This window comes from Paludibacter propionicigenes WB4 (genome assembly GCF_000183135.1).
GTDB lineage: Bacteria > Bacteroidota > Bacteroidia > Bacteroidales > Paludibacteraceae > Paludibacter > Paludibacter propionicigenes.
The window spans coordinates 3,427,993-3,447,253 of sequence record NC_014734.1 but is presented as its reverse complement, the minus strand read 5'-3'; the positions used below and the strand labels follow the sequence as shown (position 1 = coordinate 3,447,253).

Annotated in this window: 19 protein-coding genes; 13 read left to right on the top strand and 6 right to left on the bottom strand. The window is 38.2% G+C overall.

The window, feature by feature from the left end:
- The first annotated feature begins 398 nt into the window (after nt 1–398).
- From PALPR_RS14370 to gldB, 3 genes are all read left to right on the top strand, one after another.
- The gene (locus PALPR_RS14370) at nt 399–2,006 is read left to right on the top strand and encodes a CTP synthase (protein ID WP_013446385.1); all 1,608 of its coding nucleotides are present in this window, start codon (nt 399–401) and stop codon (nt 2,004–2,006) included.
- Nucleotides 2,007–2,069: 63 nt separating this feature from the next.
- Nucleotides 2,070–3,968, top strand: a complete 1,899-nt coding sequence (yidC, locus tag PALPR_RS14365; protein ID WP_013446384.1) for a membrane protein insertase YidC — start codon at nt 2,070–2,072, stop codon at nt 3,966–3,968.
- 91 nt (nt 3,969–4,059) lie between these two features.
- Nucleotides 4,060–5,070: a gliding motility lipoprotein GldB gene (gene gldB / locus PALPR_RS14360; RefSeq protein WP_013446383.1), complete on the top strand. Its 1,011-nt coding sequence runs from the start codon at nt 4,060–4,062 to the stop codon at nt 5,068–5,070.
- Between the two features lie 51 nt (nt 5,071–5,121).
- On the opposite strand, the gene PALPR_RS14355 is transcribed toward gldB, so the two are convergent.
- Nucleotides 5,122–5,292 (bottom strand): DUF362 domain-containing protein, encoded by a 171-nt coding sequence (locus PALPR_RS14355; protein WP_013446382.1) that lies wholly within the window; start codon nt 5,290–5,292, stop codon nt 5,122–5,124.
- A 439-nt stretch (nt 5,293–5,731) separates the two neighbouring features.
- On the opposite strand from PALPR_RS14355, the gene PALPR_RS14350 reads away from it, so the two are divergent.
- The 3 genes from PALPR_RS14350 (at nt 5,732) to porT (ending at nt 8,313) form a co-directional block, all read left to right on the top strand.
- Nucleotides 5,732–6,379, top strand: coding sequence for a DUF47 domain-containing protein (locus PALPR_RS14350; protein WP_013446381.1), 648 nt, complete (start codon nt 5,732–5,734; stop codon nt 6,377–6,379).
- Nucleotides 6,380–6,397: 18 nt separating this feature from the next.
- Nucleotides 6,398–7,441 (top strand): inorganic phosphate transporter, encoded by a 1,044-nt coding sequence (locus tag PALPR_RS14345; protein WP_013446380.1) that lies wholly within the window; start codon nt 6,398–6,400, stop codon nt 7,439–7,441.
- 164 nt (nt 7,442–7,605) lie between these two features.
- Nucleotides 7,606–8,313: a type IX secretion/gliding motility protein PorT/SprT gene (gene porT, locus PALPR_RS14340; protein WP_049777049.1), complete on the top strand. Its 708-nt coding sequence runs from the start codon at nt 7,606–7,608 to the stop codon at nt 8,311–8,313.
- Between the two features lie 45 nt (nt 8,314–8,358).
- Here porT and PALPR_RS14335 read toward each other — a convergent pair whose 3' ends face one another.
- Nucleotides 8,359–8,637: a hypothetical protein gene (locus tag PALPR_RS14335; protein WP_013446378.1), complete on the bottom strand. Its 279-nt coding sequence runs from the start codon at nt 8,635–8,637 to the stop codon at nt 8,359–8,361.
- Between the two features lie 128 nt (nt 8,638–8,765).
- On the opposite strand from PALPR_RS14335, the gene PALPR_RS15580 reads away from it, so the two are divergent.
- Both PALPR_RS15580 and PALPR_RS14325 read left to right on the top strand, forming a co-directional pair.
- Nucleotides 8,766–10,244, top strand: coding sequence for a hypothetical protein (locus PALPR_RS15580; protein ID WP_013446377.1), 1,479 nt, complete (start codon nt 8,766–8,768; stop codon nt 10,242–10,244).
- 58 nt (nt 10,245–10,302) lie between these two features.
- A complete protein-coding gene (locus PALPR_RS14325; protein ID WP_013446376.1) occupies nt 10,303–11,334 on the top strand; it encodes an endonuclease/exonuclease/phosphatase family protein in 1,032 nt (343 codons plus the stop codon).
- A gap of 79 nt (nt 11,335–11,413) precedes the next feature.
- Here the strand turns inward: PALPR_RS14325 and PALPR_RS14320 are convergent, their stop codons facing one another.
- Nucleotides 11,414–12,517 (bottom strand): universal stress protein, encoded by a 1,104-nt coding sequence (locus PALPR_RS14320; RefSeq protein ID WP_013446375.1) that lies wholly within the window; start codon nt 12,515–12,517, stop codon nt 11,414–11,416.
- 185 nt (nt 12,518–12,702) lie between these two features.
- Here PALPR_RS14320 and PALPR_RS14315 point away from each other — a divergent pair, with 185 nt between their 5' ends.
- Genes PALPR_RS14315 through PALPR_RS14295 form a run of 5 tightly spaced genes read left to right on the top strand, consistent with a single transcriptional unit; the run spans nt 12,703 to nt 16,487 of the window.
- Entirely contained in the window at nt 12,703–13,086 is a 384-nt protein-coding gene (locus PALPR_RS14315) for a hypothetical protein (RefSeq protein ID WP_041621009.1), read from the top strand.
- Nucleotides 13,087–14,436 (top strand): gliding motility-associated protein GldE, encoded by a 1,350-nt coding sequence (gene gldE / locus PALPR_RS14310; RefSeq protein ID WP_419185417.1) that lies wholly within the window; start codon nt 13,087–13,089, stop codon nt 14,434–14,436.
- A 36-nt stretch (nt 14,437–14,472) separates the two neighbouring features.
- Nucleotides 14,473–15,057, top strand: coding sequence for a gliding motility lipoprotein GldD (gldD, locus tag PALPR_RS14305; RefSeq protein ID WP_013446372.1), 585 nt, complete (start codon nt 14,473–14,475; stop codon nt 15,055–15,057).
- 32 nt (nt 15,058–15,089) lie between these two features.
- On the top strand, nt 15,090–15,707 hold the full coding sequence (locus tag PALPR_RS14300; RefSeq protein WP_013446371.1) for a 4'-phosphopantetheinyl transferase family protein: 618 nt from the start codon (nt 15,090–15,092) through the stop codon (nt 15,705–15,707).
- 12 nt (nt 15,708–15,719) lie between these two features.
- Nucleotides 15,720–16,487, top strand: a complete 768-nt coding sequence (locus tag PALPR_RS14295) for a phosphoglycerol geranylgeranyltransferase (RefSeq protein WP_013446370.1) — start codon at nt 15,720–15,722, stop codon at nt 16,485–16,487.
- A 2-nt stretch (nt 16,488–16,489) separates the two neighbouring features.
- On the opposite strand, the gene PALPR_RS14290 is transcribed toward PALPR_RS14295, so the two are convergent.
- From PALPR_RS14290 to PALPR_RS14280, 3 genes are all read right to left on the bottom strand, one after another.
- A complete protein-coding gene (locus tag PALPR_RS14290; RefSeq protein WP_013446369.1) occupies nt 16,490–17,035 on the bottom strand; it encodes a ferredoxin domain-containing protein in 546 nt (181 codons plus the stop codon).
- 18 nt (nt 17,036–17,053) lie between these two features.
- Nucleotides 17,054–17,851 (bottom strand): inositol monophosphatase family protein, encoded by a 798-nt coding sequence (locus tag PALPR_RS14285; RefSeq protein WP_013446368.1) that lies wholly within the window; start codon nt 17,849–17,851, stop codon nt 17,054–17,056.
- Nucleotides 17,852–18,574: 723 nt separating this feature from the next.
- Nucleotides 18,575–19,048, bottom strand: coding sequence for a transposase (locus tag PALPR_RS14280; RefSeq protein ID WP_148226488.1), 474 nt, complete (start codon nt 19,046–19,048; stop codon nt 18,575–18,577).
- Nucleotides 19,049–19,261 lie beyond the last annotated feature (213 nt).

Genomic DNA, 19,261 nt, shown 5'->3' with positions numbered 1-19,261 from the left:
ATTAAATTTATGATTTTTAGAATATAAAACTCTATTGACTGAGTAAAACGATTAAAGTTTACGCCGTAAAGTTACGAATAATCATTTCCCCACAAATAGAAAGATTGTGATAATTCTACAAATTTATGATTTAAATATTCACGAATACAATTTACAAAAAACTATTCTTTTTAATTATACCCGACCCGAAGTATGAATCATTAGTAACCGAAAGACCAACTATAGTATATAAAATCAGAGATAATTCAGTAAAACTGAATGATTTTGACATTCAATTCATTATTATTCGTTCTTTATATTTAATTTGCTTCATACGTTTTCTTTATTCAGTTTTTTTTCCGAAATTTGCGGACTTAAAAATACCAAACAATAGCTAGTAATTTTAAGACAAAACAAACGTGAAAGAAACAAAGTACATTTTTGTAACCGGTGGTGTTACTTCCTCATTAGGCAAAGGAATTATTGCAGCTTCGCTCGCTAAACTACTACAAGCCAGAGGCTTCAAGGTAACCAATCAGAAATTAGATCCTTACATCAATGTTGATCCGGGAACGCTTAACCCCTACGAACACGGCGAATGCTATGTAACTGTAGACGGACACGAGGCCGATCTGGATTTAGGTCATTACGAACGTTTTACGAACGTAGAAACACATCGTGCCAACAATATCACTACAGGTCGGATTTATCAGAACGTAATTAACAAAGAACGCCGTGGCGATTATTTGGGAAAAACAGTTCAGATTATCCCTCACATTACCGACGAAATTAAACGAAACATAAAACTGCTTGGCAACAAAGGCGACTTTGATTTTGTCATCACCGAAATAGGTGGAACAGTTGGAGATATTGAATCGCTACCGTATATAGAAAGTGTACGTCAGTTACGTTGGGAATTAGGCAAAAACTGCCTGATCGTTCATCTTACCTATGTACCTTATTTGGCTGCCGCTAAAGAATTAAAGACAAAACCCACACAACACTCTGTAAAGGCTCTGCAGGAACAAGGTGTTCAGGCAGACGTACTGGTTTTGCGTACCGAGCACAATATCTCCATGGACATACGCAAAAAAGTTGCGCTGTTCTGTAACGTAGAACCCAGTGCTGTTATGCAATCTATTGATGTTCCAACTATTTACCGCGTTCCGCTTAACATGCAGGAAGAAAAGTTGGATGAGGTTGTTCTTACCAAAATGGGCTTTGATTTGGATAAAACGCCAAAAGCCGACATGGAAAAATGGACTGCTTTTGTGGAAAAACTGGAAAATGCGAAGGAAGAAGTTCATATTGCCATTGTTGGAAAATACGTACAATTACCTGATTCATACAAGTCTATCATAGAATCATTGATTCATGCCAGCGCATACAACTGTAAAAAATTAAAACTTGAACTAATTCTTTCTGACAAGTTAAACGACGAAAACGTAGAAAAGAAGCTTGGCAAAAAGGATGGGGTCATTGTAGCTCCCGGATTTGGCCAACGCGGCATGGAAGGCAAATTTGCAGCATTGAAATATACACGCGAGCACAATATCCCAACACTGGGTATCTGTATGGGAATGCAAACAATGTCTATTGAGTTTGCCCGCAACATACTGGGTTACGCCGATGCCAATAGCACCGAAATTGATCCGGATACCACGCACAAAGTGGTGGACATAATGGAAGAACAAAAAAACATCCTGGATCTGGGTGGAAGTATGCGTTTAGGAGCTTTCAAATGCAAACTTAAAAAAGGATCGAAAGTACGAGACATTTACAACAAAGAAAACATAAACGAACGGCATCGTCATCGTTACGAATTCAACAATGCTTACAAAGAGGATTTTGAAAAAGCAGGAATGATTTGCAGCGGTTTAAACGAAGAATCGGATTTGGTTGAAATCATCGAATTACAATCACACAAATGGTATGTCGGGGTTCAATTCCACCCTGAGTACAGTAGTACGGTTGTTAATCCACATCCGCTTTTCATAAGCTTTATGAAAGCTGCCATTGAAAAATAAAACAGAAAGAAAATATTATTCATCCCTTTTAATCAATATTTAAATAGGAATTAATTATAATTTATGGATAAAAATACGATTTTTGGATTTGTGCTTATTGCAGTGATTGTCCTTGGATATATGCAAATTACCAAGCCAAGTGAGAAAGAAATTGCAGCTCAAAAACGCTACAACGATTCAATAGCACTGGTTCAACAAAGCAAAGCTCACGTTGCCGTAAAAACGATCAGCGAAACAGTTTCTGATTCGGTTGCCGCAAATGACACGACAAACAATTCAGGTGCTTTTGGCGATTTTAGTGTGGCTTCTAAAGGCGAAGAGAAATTTTACACACTAGAAAATGAGCTGGTAAAAATTACGTTGGGCAGCAAAGGTGGTAGAATTTACTCTGTGCAGCTAAAAAAATACTCAAAACGCGACTCTTTGAATAATGCTCATCCGTTGATTCTGTTCAAAGAAAAAGATAGCAACCTGGGCTTTACCTTTGTGACTAACAACAACAGAGTTATCAATAGTTCTAACCTCTATTTTGAACCGGTTTCGGGCATTACGAAGGATGCAAAAGGAAATCAAACGCTTATTTTACGCCTGAAAACCACAGGTCAGGCTTACATTGATTTTGCCTATACTTTACCGGCAAACGACTACATGCTAGGCTTTGGAATAAAAGCCAAGGACATGAATACGATAATGCCGACCGGAACCAACTCATTGGACATGGCATGGACTTCAAAAATTCCTCAACAAGAAAAAGGACGTAAATTTGAGGATCGCTATTCTTCTATTGAATATAAATATGTGGCCGATGATGTAGAAAAACTGAGTGAGAGCAAGAACGATGAGAAAAAGTTAACTAATAAGGTTAAGTGGATTGCATTTAAAGACCAGTTCTTTAGCAGCATTTTGATTGCTAATGAAGCTTTAAACTCAACGACTTTGAAAAGTACTCTCGAGGGTGAAAATTCAGGCTATCTGAAAACCTATGATGCCAATATGTCGGTAGCTTTTGATCCTACAGGCAAAGTACCTACTACCTTCCGTTGGTATTTTGGCCCAAATCATTACAAAACCCTTACTGCATACGACAAAGACGCCAAAGACGGTCATGAACTTACATTGAATAAACTGATTCCACTTGGTTGGGGTATTTTTGGTTGGGTGAACCGATTTGCCATTATCCCAATGTTCAACTTCTTCAACAAATTCATTAGCAATTTTGGGTTGATTATTTTATTATTGACCCTTGTTATCAAGCTGGTTTTATTCCCGCTGACATACAAATCGTACATGTCTAGCGCCAAAATGCGCGTATTGAAGCCTGAAATTGACGAAATCAATGCCCGTATTCCTGCAGATAAACCTGCAGAGCGTCAGAAAGCAACCATGGAGTTGTATGGCAAAGTAGGAGTCAGCCCTATGAGTGGTTGTATACCTTCATTACTACAAATGCCAATATTGTTTGCGATGTTCAGCTTCTTTCCGGCAGCTATAGAACTTCGTCAGCAAAGCTTTTTGTGGGCTACCGACTTATCTGCTTACGATTCAATCATGACATTGCCATTTACCGTTCCGTTTGGTTTTGGAAATCACGTAAGCTTATTCTGTTTACTGATGACAGCTACAAACATTGTCTACACCAAGCTCAATATGGCTAATCAGTCTACTACCGATCAACCGGGAGGCGCTGTAATGAAATGGATGATGTATCTGATGCCTGTTATGTTCTTATTTATATTTAATAATTACGCATCTGGTTTGAGCTACTACTATTTCATAGCTACATTAATTTCAATTATTCAAACCTACGTTATTCGCGGATTTGTAGATGAAAAGAAAATCCTAGCTCAGCTTCATGCTAAGCGCGCCAGCAACAGCAAGAAACCTGCTAAAAAAGGCGGATTCATGGAGCGATTAGAAAAAATGCAACGGGAACAACAAAAAGCCGTTCAGAAACGCAAGTAATCAACTTCAAATAATTTTTAAAAGCGCAATATGCAAATTTCCATTTTGCTTTTGCGCTTTTTTAAATGAACTTATTATTGGTAAATGCAATATGAAAAAAATTAATGTACTGATACTGCTTCTTGCCGCACTAAACCTGCTAAGTTCGTGCAGCAACAACAATCGTTTTAAGATTGATACTGACAAAAACAGGGTAACTGTAAAGATACATCGTTTTGACAAAGATCTCCTCACCCTTGACACTACAAACTTAAAAGCGGGAGTAAAGAAATTATATTCGAAATACCCTGATTTTTTACCCGAATTTGTTTATAACGTACTTGACACTACTGCTGCAGATACAAATGCTGTTAGTCATGAGTTTTATAAATTTCTGACAGATAAAACATTCACTCAGGTAAACAAAAAAACACTGCAAACCTTCGATGATGTATCGGACATAGAAAAGAAAATTTCGGACGCATTCACCTATATTCATTTTTATTTTCCCGAAGTAAAACTCCCCGAAATATATTTCTACGTATCCGGATTTAACCGGGCAATAATGATGAACGATAAATTTATTGCCGTTGGTACAGATTTATACCTTGGAAGCGATTATCCTGCCTACAAAGATTATACATATGAATACATGCTGTTCAATATGCGTCGGGAATGTGTAGCTACCGATTTAGTATCCGCAACCCTGTTCAGGATGTTTGTTATGGACAGTTCCGAATACCGTTTGCTGGATAACATGCTTTTCAGAGGCAAGGTAATGTATTTGCTCTCTGTTTTTATGCCTGATGAAAAGCCGCAAGATATTATGGGGTATAGTGAAGAACAATGGAAGTGGACTAAAAAATACGAAAAAGAGATATGGGCTACCGTAATAGACCAAAAGCACTTATTTTCTACAGACCTGCAACTTATACGTAAATACATGAACGATGCTCCTTTTACGGCTCCGGTATCGCAAGAATCGCCAGGAAGATTAGGTACATGGCTTGGTTGGCAAATAGTAGAAAGCTATATGAATAAAAATCCTAAAGTAAGTCTTACGGATCTAATGAAAGACAGTAACTATCAGAAAATGCTCGAAGAATCGGGATACAGACCATAAAAAAAGACCTGCTCGTAAAAAACGAGCAGGTCTTTTTTATTTGTAGTGTAATTAATTAACTGGGCTAATTGCTTCTGATGGACAAACATCTGCGCAAGTTCCACAATCAGTGCAAACATCTGCATCAATTACATAAATATCACCTTCTGAAATTGCTTCAACTGGACATTCGCTGATACATGATCCGCAAGCAATACAATCTTCTGAAATAACGTAAGCCATTTTCTTATAAATTTATTTTGTTAGTACTAATTAGTTATGCAAAAGTAGAAATTTTTCTATACCTAAAAAAGTTTTTAATATATTTTTTTGTATCGAATCGGACATTTCGAACAATTCGAATCTCAATATATTCAATTCAGGATTAATATACGCCCTATTTATAAGGGTTCTATGAGTTGTCTGAACCAATCAGGCCATGTCTTTTAACTGTTTATTTTTAAAGCAATTACATGTTATAAGCTAGTATTTCAATAATACCCAAATTTCGATGTTACATTTCTATTAAATTACAATGAATGTATTATTTCTATAAATAGTTTTAGTACATTTGCACTACTTTAAAATTGGAAAAATAATTTTAAAAATTGTATTCAAGAGAAACAAATAATAAACTAAATAACAAGCAATTAAATTTTAATTCACACAAAACTTCTTTGTTATGAACAATTCTTTTTTCAGCAAATTCACGCCCAAAGAGACTAAATTTTTCCCTATTCTGACTGAAATGGCGGATGTAATTTTAGTTGCTTCCGATTTAATTATCGAATGCGTTCAAAACAACAATCATGAATTAGCCATTGAATACTACAAAAAAATTAAAGAACAGGAGAAAAAAGGTGATAAGCTATCTGCAAAGGTATTTGACGAATTAAATTCTACGTTCATTACTCCATTCGACCGCGAAGATATTCATCATTTAGCAGATAAGATTGATGACGTTACTGACTATATAAATAGCTGTGCAAAGAAAATTGTACTTTACAACCCTAAACAAATTCCGGCTAAAGCAGTAGAGATAGCCAAGCTTATCCGAGAAGATGCTATCGCAATACAAAAAGCTGTAAATGAGCTTGATGTTCTTAAAAAGAACTCCAACAAAATCAAAGAATATTGTCTTGAATTAAAGGTAATAGAAAATAAAGCTGATGATGTTTATGAAAACTTCCTGATTGATTTATTTGAAAATCAAAAAGATGCAGTAGAGATCATCAAAATGAAAGAAATTATGAGCGAACTTGAAAAAGCTACTGATGCTGCAGAGCATGTTGGTAAAATTATCAAAACAATTATTGTTAAGTACGCATAATAACTTCAAAAAGACAAAATGACGCTATTAATAACTATTATCGTACTGGCTTTAGTTTTTGATTATATCAATGGATTCCATGATGCTGCGAATTCCATTGCAACTATTGTATCAACAAAAGTACTAACTCCGTTTAGGGCAGTTTTATGGGCAGCATTCTTCAATTTTGTGGCATTCTTCATTGCTAAATATTTTAGCGGTTTTGGTATTGCCAATACAGTATCAAAAGCTGTAATAGAGCAATATATCACATTGCCTGTTATATTTTCAGGTATAGTTGCTGCCATTATCTGGAATCTGGCAACCTGGTGGTTAGGAATTCCTTCATCTTCATCTCACACGCTTATCGGAGGATTTGCCGGTTCAGCTATTATGAGTACCATGATTGCCAATGGATACACTACAAGCGGCTTCGAATCAATTAAATATGAAGTTATTATAAAAATTGCTTCGTTTATTGTTCTCGCACCTCTTATCGGTATGATTATTTCATCATTGATTACCATTCTCATTTTGTACATATTCAGAAGAGTTAATCCTCACAAAGCCAATCAATGGTTTAAAAAGCTACAGTTAGTTTCGTCTGGTTTATTTAGTATCGGTCACGGACTTAATGACTCGCAAAAAGTAATGGGAATAATTGCTGCGGCTCTTTATGCGGCTTATCACAAGAACGGTATTGATATGGGTATTCACGACATAAAAAACATACCGGACTGGGTTGCCTTTTCTTGTTTTGCGGCAATTTCTCTTGGAACAATGTCTGGAGGTTGGAGAATTATAAAAACTATGGGTTCAAGAATCACGAAGGTAACACCGTTGGAAGGTGTAGCTGCAGAAACAGCAGGAGCTTTAACACTTTACCTTACTGAAATTTTGAAGATTCCGGTAAGTACGACCCACACAATTACAGGTTCTATCATTGGAGTTGGAGCCGTAAAACGCCTTTCGGCAGTTCGTTGGGGAGTTACTCGAAGCCTGCTTATAGCATGGTTACTGACTATTCCGGTAAGTGCAACTCTGGCTGCTCTGATATATTTCTTACTCGGAACCATTGTTTAAAAAAAATTACGCAATTATAGTAAAAGAGGGTTGTTTCAGGCATTGAAACAACCCTCTTTATTTGGCTACAATCCGACTAATTTTTAGGAATATACATATTTTGTATTTACTTAAGCCCAAATTCGAGCAATAATGCTTATTTTTGCGCGTTTACTGTTACAATAATGGCAAAAATCCGTATGCAACCCAAGATATATAAGAGTATTACTTTACTTGTTTTTTTAATATTCTGCTTAAGCCAGCCTATTCGTTCGCAACAAAACCTGCCATATGCTGACGATAAGCTTCTTCATTTTGGATTTTCTCTGGGCGTAAATACTATGGATTTTGGGGTAAAGACTTCATCCGACTCCGTGGGAGCTCGCGTTTCTACTTTAAGTCCCGGATTTTCAGTCGGTATTATAAGCAATTTGAGGTTAAGCAGATATTTTAATTTCCGGTTCACTCCTACCTTGCATTTTGGACAACGTCAGTTGAATTATTTTCCCAAGCTAAAAGCAGATTCCGTACTTATAACATCCATTCCTATTAGTTTACCGGTTTACATCAAATATAGCGCAGAAAGAAAAGGAAACTTTCGTCCTTATCTGATAGCTGGAGGTGGAATGTCAATTGATTTAGCCACAAATAAGGAAAATCCGGTATTGTTGAGACCAGTAAACTTATTTGCTGAATTCGGTGTGGGATGCGACATTTATTTTTTGTTTTTTAAACTTGCTCCGGAACTAAAATACTCCATCGGTTTTAATGACATCTTTGTGCCATTGAACGAACGTGAGAGCGGCCAAGTTCCAACCAGCAAACAACGTTTCTCCGACTCATTGAGTAAGCTAACTTCAAAGATGTTCACACTCACTTTTAATTTTGAGTAAGTCATTCCACAAAAAAAGCAATCAAATAAATGATTGCTTTTTTGATTATAAACTTTCGATTTCTTTAATCGTCTTTTCCATGGCTCCCTGCCAGTCGGCAAATAGCTTTTTGAAATAAGCTTTCACCAATTTGGGATTATCTTTACCATCCGGCCGGTTAACCCGTAAAATAAACTCTCTGTTGAGAATCATAATATTTTCCACTAAACTATTAACCTTTTGTTCATCAATCTCTTTAGACATTAGACACCTAAAATAGATATCGGTTATTAATTCGGAAGAAACAAATTTAATTGTAGTTTTTAGTTTTCTACGACTTGCCATACTGTTTATTTTAATTTTTGCTATCACAAATATAAGCTATTATATTAATAAAGTCATCTTTTAGTGTAAATTTGCAGCGAAATAATTTATCTTTTCTACAATTTATTCAAAAAACTCCCGAAACTTGCATGGCATACATTTTTCAAAAAATAAGTTCACGCCTATCCGTCTTTCTGTCAATACTAATTGCCATAATGCTTTTGTCATGCAAAGACGACATGTATTCAACAAACTCCAAGGATATTTTGAGTTTTTCTGCCGATACTGTAAGCTTTGACACTGTATTTACAAGCGTGGGAAGCACCACGGCTAGAATAATGATTTACAACCGCAACAATGCTGCACTAAGAATAAGCTATATAGAAGTTGCCGGAGGTAAGAATTCGGCTTTCAGAATAAACGTGGATGGATCCTTGAATGCAAACAATAAATTTGAGGATGTTGAAATCAGAGCCAAAGACAGCATGTATGTTTTTGTGGCAGTAACTGTTAATCCAACAGATTCTAATTCGCCAGTATTTATTAATGACTCTTTAATTTTTCAGACCAACGGTGTAACTCAAAAAATAAAACTGCAGGCCTACGGACAAAGCATAAAGATATTGCGCAACCTGCATATCGCAAACGACTCAACATTAACCTCAGAAAAACCTTTTCTTGTTTATGGCAATCTGACGGTTGACTCGACTAAAACACTTACATTAAACTCCGGTTGCAAGATTTACTTTCATAACAATGCGAATATGAAAGTGTATGGCAACCTGATAGCACAAGGCACAGCAGAACAACCTATTGCTCTGAGAGGTGACAGACTAGATAATATCAATTTCAATGTTCCGGTCCCGTATAATAACGTTGCCGGACAATGGGGTGGCATTTATTTACTGGGTGGTGGAAAATACGTGCTAAATCACGTAAATATGAATAGCGGGTACGTGGGTATTAATTTCTTGAATAAAAATATGAGTAACCTGCCAAGTCTGGAAATACATAATTGCAAAATACAAAATTTTCTCGCAGATGGGCTGTTTGTTCAAAACGGAGATGTGACAGTCATAAATACTGAAATTTCAAATGCCGGAAGTCATGCTGTGTATTTGAACGGTGGCAAGCATACTTTCATTCACTGCACGATAGCCAACTATTTCAATAGCAGCAGTGTCCAACCTGTATCGCGCGATAAAAATCCCGCTGTACTTATTTCGGGGATTAATGACATGGCACCCATGCAATCTTTCTTCCAAAACTGCATAATTAGTGGCGATGCTGACAATGAATTTACATTGGCTGTACCATCAGTAAGTGACTATACGGGTTTATTTTCAGGCTGTTATATTCTGGCAAAAGATTCATTAAGTTCAAAACAATTCTCGCATATCCGTTGGTCAAAAAAAGACGATGTCATTTTTAAAAGCACAAGATATAACTACATTAAAAACACAAATTTCGATTTCCGTCCGGATTCAATTTCTGTTGCCCGCAAAATAGGAACAAGCATTAATCCGGACATTGTTGCGACATATCGACTGGATGTTGATTTGAACGGTAATATCAGACCTGCACAGACTCCTGATGCAGGTGCTTATCAATGGAAATCTGTCAAATGATTAATCACAACTATTCATATTAAGCTTTAAAATCTCAATAAATAATAATGCTGGCGCTATGAAAAAGAATGTATTGACTGTCTTCTGTTTATTTATAGCACTGATAATTAATGCTCAAACGGCAGAAAAAGAAAAACAGAATTTCAAAATCATGTGTTACAATGTCGAAAACTTTTTCGACTGCGTAGATGACTCAACGACTAACGACAACGAATTCCTGCCTACAGGCATACGAGCCTGGAACTACACAAAATATCAAAAGAAACAAGCCAATATAGCCCGTGTAATCACAGCCATAGGCGGTTGGGAAGCCCCTGCACTGGTAGGAATGTGCGAAGTGGAAAGCCGGAAATGTCTGATAGATTTAACACGCTATTCCGGATTGAAAAATCTGAGATATAAATTCATTCATCACGAATCACCCGACCCAAGAGGCATTGACGTAGCACTTTTGTTCCAGCCCAGTCAGTTCAAGCCATTTCACGATCAGGCAATTAAAATACGTTACCCCGATGCTCCAGCAAACAGAACCCGCGACATTCTTTTCGTATCAGGTGTTATCCCAACTGGTGATACATTACATGTTTTTGTATGTCATTTTCCTTCCAGACTGGGTGGCGAAATGGAATCCGATGACAAAAGACTATTTGTGGCATCCGTCGTCAGAGCCAAAGCAGACAGTATATTTGCAGCCAGCCCAAAACCGAACATTGTCATCATGGGAGACTTTAATGATTTCCCAACGAACTCAAGTCTTTTGGAAGTATTGAAAGCAAAACCGATTGTTGATTCTGTTTCAACTCAGAGCCTGTATAATCTGATGTATAAATTACACACCGAAGGCAAGGGTTCAAACAAACATTCCGGTGATTGGGGAGCACTGGATCAAATGATTGTTTCGGGCAATTTATTGAAATCTTCAAATTCAATTTACACTAAGCAAAGTGATGCCCACTTCTTTGATGCAGACTTTTTATTGGAAAATGATAATACCTTTCTGGGGAAACAACCTTTCAGAACTTATGCAGGAATGAAATATCAAGGTGGATTTTCCGACCATTTACCCATCTATACAGATTTCTGGTACTGAACAAACCCGTTGGCTCAAATAAAATAAAAATCCGCAATCAAATTATATGAATGCGGATTTTTGTTATTGGTATATGAGACTAAACGTGCGTAACAAAAAGAGGCGTATCAGAATGTAGCACCATTTGGTAAGCCAAACTTGGATTGAACAAGCGCGAAAATAAATTTCGGCGACGAGAATTAAATGCCAGCACGTCAATATGATGAGTTTCAATATAATTATTCAACAAATCAGGCGAATCGGTAGCATTAAGTAAGTCATAATTAGCAACCAACTGCGGATAATGCGTTGAAAAGTATGATTTTATTCCGGCCAACATCACTTCGCTCCAAGCCTCTTTTTTATCGGAAGCATGAATAAAGTACATTTCCATTTTATCAGAGGCAAAAAGCGATATCGCACGGTCAATAGCTATCAAATCCTTTTGATCAAAATTAGTCAGGAAAGCTATTCGCTTAATATCATCCAGCGACTGCATAGGCATCAGAACCGGCACAGCAAACACAGGAGAAACGCAGGCTTCCATCACTTCGGCTGTGACACTTCCGATCAGCTCGTTCGACACTTTTTTCCCATGAGTACCCATTACTACCAAAGCAGGTTTATGTTTTTTGCAGTATTCTAGAATCAGATCCTCAGGAACACCTTCTTTCATTTCGAAGCTAAACGGTATATTGGGCAATTCACCTTTCGAGATTCTTGCATGTATAGACTTAGTCATTGTTTCAATCTCGGCATTGGCGGTGCTGACAATTCTGCGCAACAATTCACTGTCGCTTATACTATAGGTGCTTAAATCATGGTTTGACGAAATAGTAAAAGTAGGACTGAAATAAACATATAAAAACACAACTTCGGTAGCCAGTATATCGGCAAAATGAAATCCAAAATCGGCAGCTTTTGCCACCTGGTCGTTGAAGTCAATCGGAACCAGAACCTTTTGAATAGCTAATGGACTTACTACAGGCTCACGCTCCCATGCATTTTCCATCTCTTCTACAATTTTCAAAGCACGCGGCAAATCACTTTCTTTGATACGAACACGTACCCCTACCGACAATTCCGGATTTTCCAGATTCAGGTTATGAATTACGGTTTCAATTCCGTTTTCCTCCAAAACCGTTTTAATCATTTGCGCTCGTTGAAAAGTGCGAATGGCCAGAGTAACTAATCTATCTTCCATAATAATCTAAATTTGACCGTTTTAAAAAAACAAACCAATATCTTACTTGTAAATTATTCTATTTCTAAAGAACGTCGTAAAGATAGCGAATCTTAACTAAGACTTCGTTTCTTTTTAAATAAATTTTAAGCGAAACGGAAAAAATGAGCTATATTTGTATCCAAAATAACTTTTATCCCAAAAATATGAATCCAAAATTAAAAAAAGGGCTTACTATTGGAACACTTATAGCCATTCTGGTGTTCGCAATTTGGATCTACATCAAATTTTATTTTGTATTTGGCGAGGGAGTTAAAGCCGGTGAACTGAATTATTTTGTTCGGAAAGGCTATATTTTCAAAACCTACGAAGGTAAAATGATACAAGCCGGATTCAGGGCACAAACAGCAGGAACGGTTCAATCGTATGAATTCCCATTTTCGGTGGAAGATAAAACAGTGGCCGATTCGCTAATGAGATGCAGCGGTAAAAATGTTGAGCTTCATTATAAAGAGTATTTAGGAACACTACCCTGGAGAGGAGTTAATACTTTTGTGGTAGATAAAATCGTATCTGTAAAAAACAAATAATTGGCTAATTTAGTGGGAACGGACGTTTTATATTCAATTTATGGGGGCATAACCATTCATCCTCTAACTGTTTCTGCCGCAATTTCATTAATTGTCAGCATACTGTTGCTGTGTTTTTCGGCGATTATTTCGGCATCAGAGGTAGCATTTTTTTCGCTGGATCCGAAAACGCTGAACGAGCTGGAAGAAAGTGAGAGTAAAGCCGATCGGAACATTCTCCGTTTGCTGAAAACGCCTCAACGCCTGCTGGCAACCATGCTTATCGGCAATAATTTTCTGAATGTCGCAGTTATCTTCCTGCTTACCTACTTTACCAATACGATTTTAAATTTCGACAGCGCTCCGCTGTTGGGTTTTATTTTCCAGACTATCATCATTACATTCGCCATTCTGCTTTTTGCCGAAATAATACCGAAAGTATACGCCACCCAATTTGCGCAAAAAACAGCTGTTTATACCGTTCCATACCTATCGGCAATTGAAAAATTGTTCGGGGTTTTTGTAAGTTTTCTGGTCAATTCCACTTCGTTCGTAAACAACAGGCTGGCCAAACACAATCATTCAAACATCTCAATGGATGAGCTATCTCACGCATTGGAGCTAACATCAAACAACAAAGATGAAGACACCGAAATTCTGGAAGGAATTATCAAATTCGGGAATATTCAGGTTGTGGACATTATGACTTCGCGTGTGGATATGGTGATAGTGGACATAAAAACCAACTACAAGAAATTACTCGAAATCAAAATAGAGTCCGGTTACTCCCGCATTCCGGTGTATGCAGGCACGCGCGACAACATAAAAGGACTGCTCTACAGCAAAGATTTATTACCACACCTGGACAAACCTGCTAATTTTAGGTGGCAGACGCTCATTCGTCCGGCCTATTACGTCCCCGAAACAAAGAAAATCGATGATTTGTTAAATGAATTTCAGACAAACAAAGTGCACTTAGCCATTGTTGTGGACGAATATGGCGGAACTTCGGGATTGGTTACGCTGGAGGACATACTGGAAGAAATAGTTGGAGATATAAGTGATGAATACGATAACGAAGAAGTATTGTTCACCAAAATTGACAACCATACTTTTATTTTCGAAGCCAAAATACTTCTAAACGACTTTTTCAAGATAGCCGAAATAGAAGAAGATGACTTTGTAAAGGTAACTGAGGAAGTTGAGACGCTGGCCGGGCTAATCCTAGAATTAAAAGGTGACATACCAACCAAGAATGAAAGAATAGACTATGGCAGGTATGTGTTCGAAATAGTGGCGGCCGATAATCGCAGGATAAAAAAGGTAAAACTATACATTAAAGATGATTTCAAAAACTCTGATATGGGGTAACTTGATGATTCCAACACAGAAATAAACAAACAATAAATGAAAATTTTGCGATATTTAAACATCTGTCTGATTACATTAATCGTAGGTATTTTAAGTTCATGTGGTGAGGCTTCTATTCCTCGTCCGTACGGTTACTTCCGGGTAGAACTGCCCAAGCACGCTTACAGAAAACTTGACACGCTTGATCTTCCTTACAAATTTGATTTACCGCTGAACGCAAAAATAGTTGAACGCAAAGTAAATGGAGACAAGTACTGGATTGACATAGTATACCCAAAACTGAATGCCAGCATTTTCTGTAGTTACAAGTCGGTCAACAATAATCTGATAAACCTGCTGGAAGACACCCGCAAAATTGTTTACAAACACAGCGTAAAAGCAGATGGTATTGGCGAAAAAGCTTTCGAGAGCGCAAATAAAAACGTGCATGGTATTCTGTACGACTTACAGGGCAATACTGCGTCAGCTGTTCAGTTTATCCTGACCGACAGTACAAAGCATTTTTTCAGAGCCGCATTGTATTTCAACAATGTTCCTAACAAGGATTCTATCGCCCCAATGTCAAAATACGTACGCGAAGATATTGTTCGAATAATGGAAAGTTTCGAATGGAAAAAGTAATGCAATCGATATAACACAAAACCAAATTGTATATGCCGAAAAGTTATTCTATTTTGACCGAAGATATCCGATTATTGGTTTGGGACCTGACCGAAAGCATTGATGAGCTCAAAAAACAATTGGTATTATTCAACGAACGAGAATTAAAAAACATAGTGTCCGAAAAACGCAAGCGAGAGTTTTTGGGGGTTCGGGTGGCAATGAAAAAATTATTGGGCAAAGAAGTCAGCATTGAACATGACAGCGACGGGAAGCCATACTTATCGGACAATTGCTATCAGATAAGTATTTCGCACAGCAAAAACTGGATAGCAGTGATAGCACATCCCACGTGCTCTATCGGCGTGGATATTGAATGTCCAAGCGATAAAATTCAGAAAATCTACACCCGCTTTTTAAGTCCGGGTGAGCAAAAAGACTTGTCGGGAGGACGGGATATTAGCCAACTGCAATTGGCATGGTCGGTGAAAGAGGCACTGTACAAGATTATCGGAAAAGAAGCTGTGGATTTTGCCAATCAGTTGCGCATTTTCCCTTTCGAGACTAAGCCTTCAGGCAAAATTATGGCGCAACATGTACCGACAAAGAAGCTTTATCAATTACATTTTATTCAAAATTCAGCTTACACACTGGCTTATTGTGTGGATTAAAAAAAATTGCAAATGAAAAACGTATATAAATCGATCTTACTCAACAGAGAGGCAAACCGCAAAATGCTGGCTGTACTGCTGGATCCCGACAAATGTCGCGGAAGTGTACTGGCCGGTACCATAGCAGCACTCAAATCAAATACACCCGATTTGGTTTTTGTGGGAGGAAGTCATACTGTTACGTCAGTCGATTCATTGATTGAATTACTAAAAGAAGAAGTAAACACTAAAATAGTTCTGTTTCCCGGAAATGCATCACAGTTCAGCACCAAAGCCAATGCATTGCTTTACCTTTCCCTCTTATCAGGCAGAAATGCCGAATTTTTAATCGGACAGCACATAACATCGTCGGTAGCCATAAAAAAAACGGGAATAGAAGTTATCCCAACCGGATATTTACTGATTGACGGAGGAAAACCAAGTTCGGTGGAATATATCAGCAACACGCGCACCATACCCCGCGATAAAAATGAAATAGCATTGTCTACGGCTGTTGCAGCCGAGTTGCTGGGAATGCGACTGGTTTATCTGGAAGCCGGAAGTGGTGCCGACACTCCTGTAGCGCCCGAGATGATTCACTGTGTAAGTGCAGGATTATCGCTACCACTGATTGTTGGAGGTGGAATAAAAACTACGGAACAATTGACAGCAGCCTACGATGCCGGAGCAGATATAGTTGTAGTGGGCAATGCTTTCGAGAGCAATCCAAATCTGATAGAAGAATTTGTAAAATGCACCCGAAATTACGAAGCCGGCTCAGAATTGTCGGCTACTGAATAAACCTATTTTGAAGGATTAGTTGATACCCTGTCGAAGAAAGGACTTTTTGACGAACAACTAATCGGAATTCCGTAAATAGAACTACAACCGGGCATCAAATCCAGTTCCTGCGCCACTCTTCCTACAGAAAACATCACGCGCGAATCTACTCTGTGATCGGCTGCAACCGAACAAGCCGACCCAATGGCAATACCAACATCGACGGTGTTGATAGCACACGGAACATCTGCAAATTCATTTTTAGCAGCACAAGTTTCAAATCCACAATACCCGCAATTGAGACTGTGAGTTTTCTGTTTGGTTCCTATTAGTACAATGGCTTCGGAATGTAGAATATTCTCAGCATCGCGCAATATAAACTTCAGACCGGTTTTTTCGCTGTACTTCAGCATTTCTTTGGAGAGCAATTCGATAGTTTCTCCGGTAGCCAGTAGCACTTCAATAATATCAAAACCCTTGCCTTTAGGCGCAGTTCGGGCAGCAGTCATCATTTCGTTAGCCACCAGAAGCAAACGTTCTGTGCGTGTATCTCTTTCGTCAATTAGCATATCACTTTTGTATATCGATTATTTCATAAGTTCAGCTATCTTGTGCTGGAGTACCCCGTGCAACAAGGTGTTTGAAGCCACTATTTCTTTATCAAACAAATAATTCTTTCCTCCCAAAAAATCGGTTACCGTTCCACCCGCTTCCATCAATATCAAAGCTCCGGCTGCCACATCCCACGATTTCAGATCATATTCCCAGAAAGCATCAAACCGCCCACAGGCTACATACGACAAATCTACCGCTGCAGAACCCATTCGGCGCATTCCACGTGCCTCCACTATCGCCCATTTCAATACGGCGATATATTCATCCAGCAAACCAAAATTGGAGTATGGAAAACCGGTAGCCAACAATGCATCATTCATAGCATTGCGGTCCGAAACATGAATCGGTTCACCATTCAAAAAAGCTCCACCGCCTTTCCACGCATAAAAACACTCATCTCGTCCTACTTCATACACAACTCCCAGTACCAGTTCATCGCCATCCAACAGCCCGATACTAACTGCATAAACCGGAACGCCCTGTACAAAATTGGTAGTTCCATCGAGCGGGTCAATCACCCAGTTAAAACGCTCACCCCGTTTCTTTGTCGTACCTTCTTCGGCAATAAAACCCGACTCCGGTAAAACTGCCTGCAAAGCCCTGACAATTCGTTTCTCCGACTCCTTATCTACGTAACTCACCAAATCGTGCAACCCCTTACTTTCAATTTTTGATGCATCAAAATTCACCCGTTCTTCCGATAAATATTTTCCGGTAGAACGGGCTACTTCGCACGTAAAATCGCAAAGTTCCTTATATGTTGGTATCATAAAATATGCTTTTGATTAATGATTGCAAAGTTAGAGTTTTCAATTATCACCACCAAGTAAATATACCGTTTATTATAGTTGTCAATGGAATAATAAGATGTACTTCCGCGGTTGTTGAGATGGCTTATACGATTGTCGAGACGGTTTCGCGGTTGTAAAGATGACTTATACGGTTGTTGAGATGCCTTCGCGGTTGTTGAGATAGCTTATACGACTGTCGAGATGATTTCGCGGTTGTCGAGATGGCTTATACGATTGTAAAGTTGATTTCGCGGTTGTAAAGTTGGCTTATACGATTGTAAAGTTGATTCCGCGGTTGTTGAGTTGGCTCATACGACTGTCGAGATGCTTTCGCGGTTGTCGAGATAGCTTATACGATTGTCGAGACGGTTTCGCGGTTGTTGAGATGGCTTATACGGTTGTAAAGTTGATTCCGCGGTTGTAAAGATGACTTATACGTTTGTCGAGACGACTTCGCGGTTGTTGAGATGACTCAACGCTATCAGCGGCTCTATGCCGCTTGTAGCGTAAATCTTTGAGCCTTTCTGCTTTTCAACCGGCAAGCGTCTAAAGCCGCTGTCCGGCGCGGTATCAGATTATACGTTTGTTGAGTTGAATTTGTGAAAGCAAACAGCAGCTACATGCCGCTTGCAGCATAGATAAGAATGTTTCTTAACCGACAAAAGCCGCTGTCCGATACTAGCGAAATAAGCGATTATTCAATCATAAAAAATCTTCATCAAGCTTATCCCGTAAAATTTTATAAGTCAATCCGTAGATCTGATCTATTTCTAATCGGAAAATATCTAATGCCAATTGTTTATTTACCAAGGTGCCGTTTCTTATACCTATATAATCTGGAAAAGATGAGAATTCCCAATCCTCTATTTTTTCAACCAATTCCGACAATATTGGATTTTGATGCACGTACATAAAACAGTTTAATGCATAGTCATCTTTGGCATCATTCAAAATTTTTGCTTTTGTATTATGTGCAAAAAGATTACCCCGCCTCCCTTGTTGTTTATTTAGAGCTTGTGTATATGAACTCAGCATCGTACCTATTGCCTGAGGTAGCAACTGCATATCTTCTCTTTTCTTTTTATCTGAAAATTTGACTCCCTCAGCTTTTACAGTAAGAATTAAATGGAAGTGATTTGGCATTAAACAATATGCCAAGACATCGGCAAAAGGCAAAAGATGGTCTCGTATTTTCTGAATAAAGAAAATATAGTTTCCCCGATTATAAAACAACGTTTCATTACTTCGGTTGTAAACGTGATATGTACATTCTTCCTGGAAATACATATTTTACTTCTTTAGCATTCAGCAGGCACTAGCAATCAGCAGCTCTATGCTGCTTGTTGCGTTAACAAAGAACCAAAACTTTCAATACACGACAATTGCCAC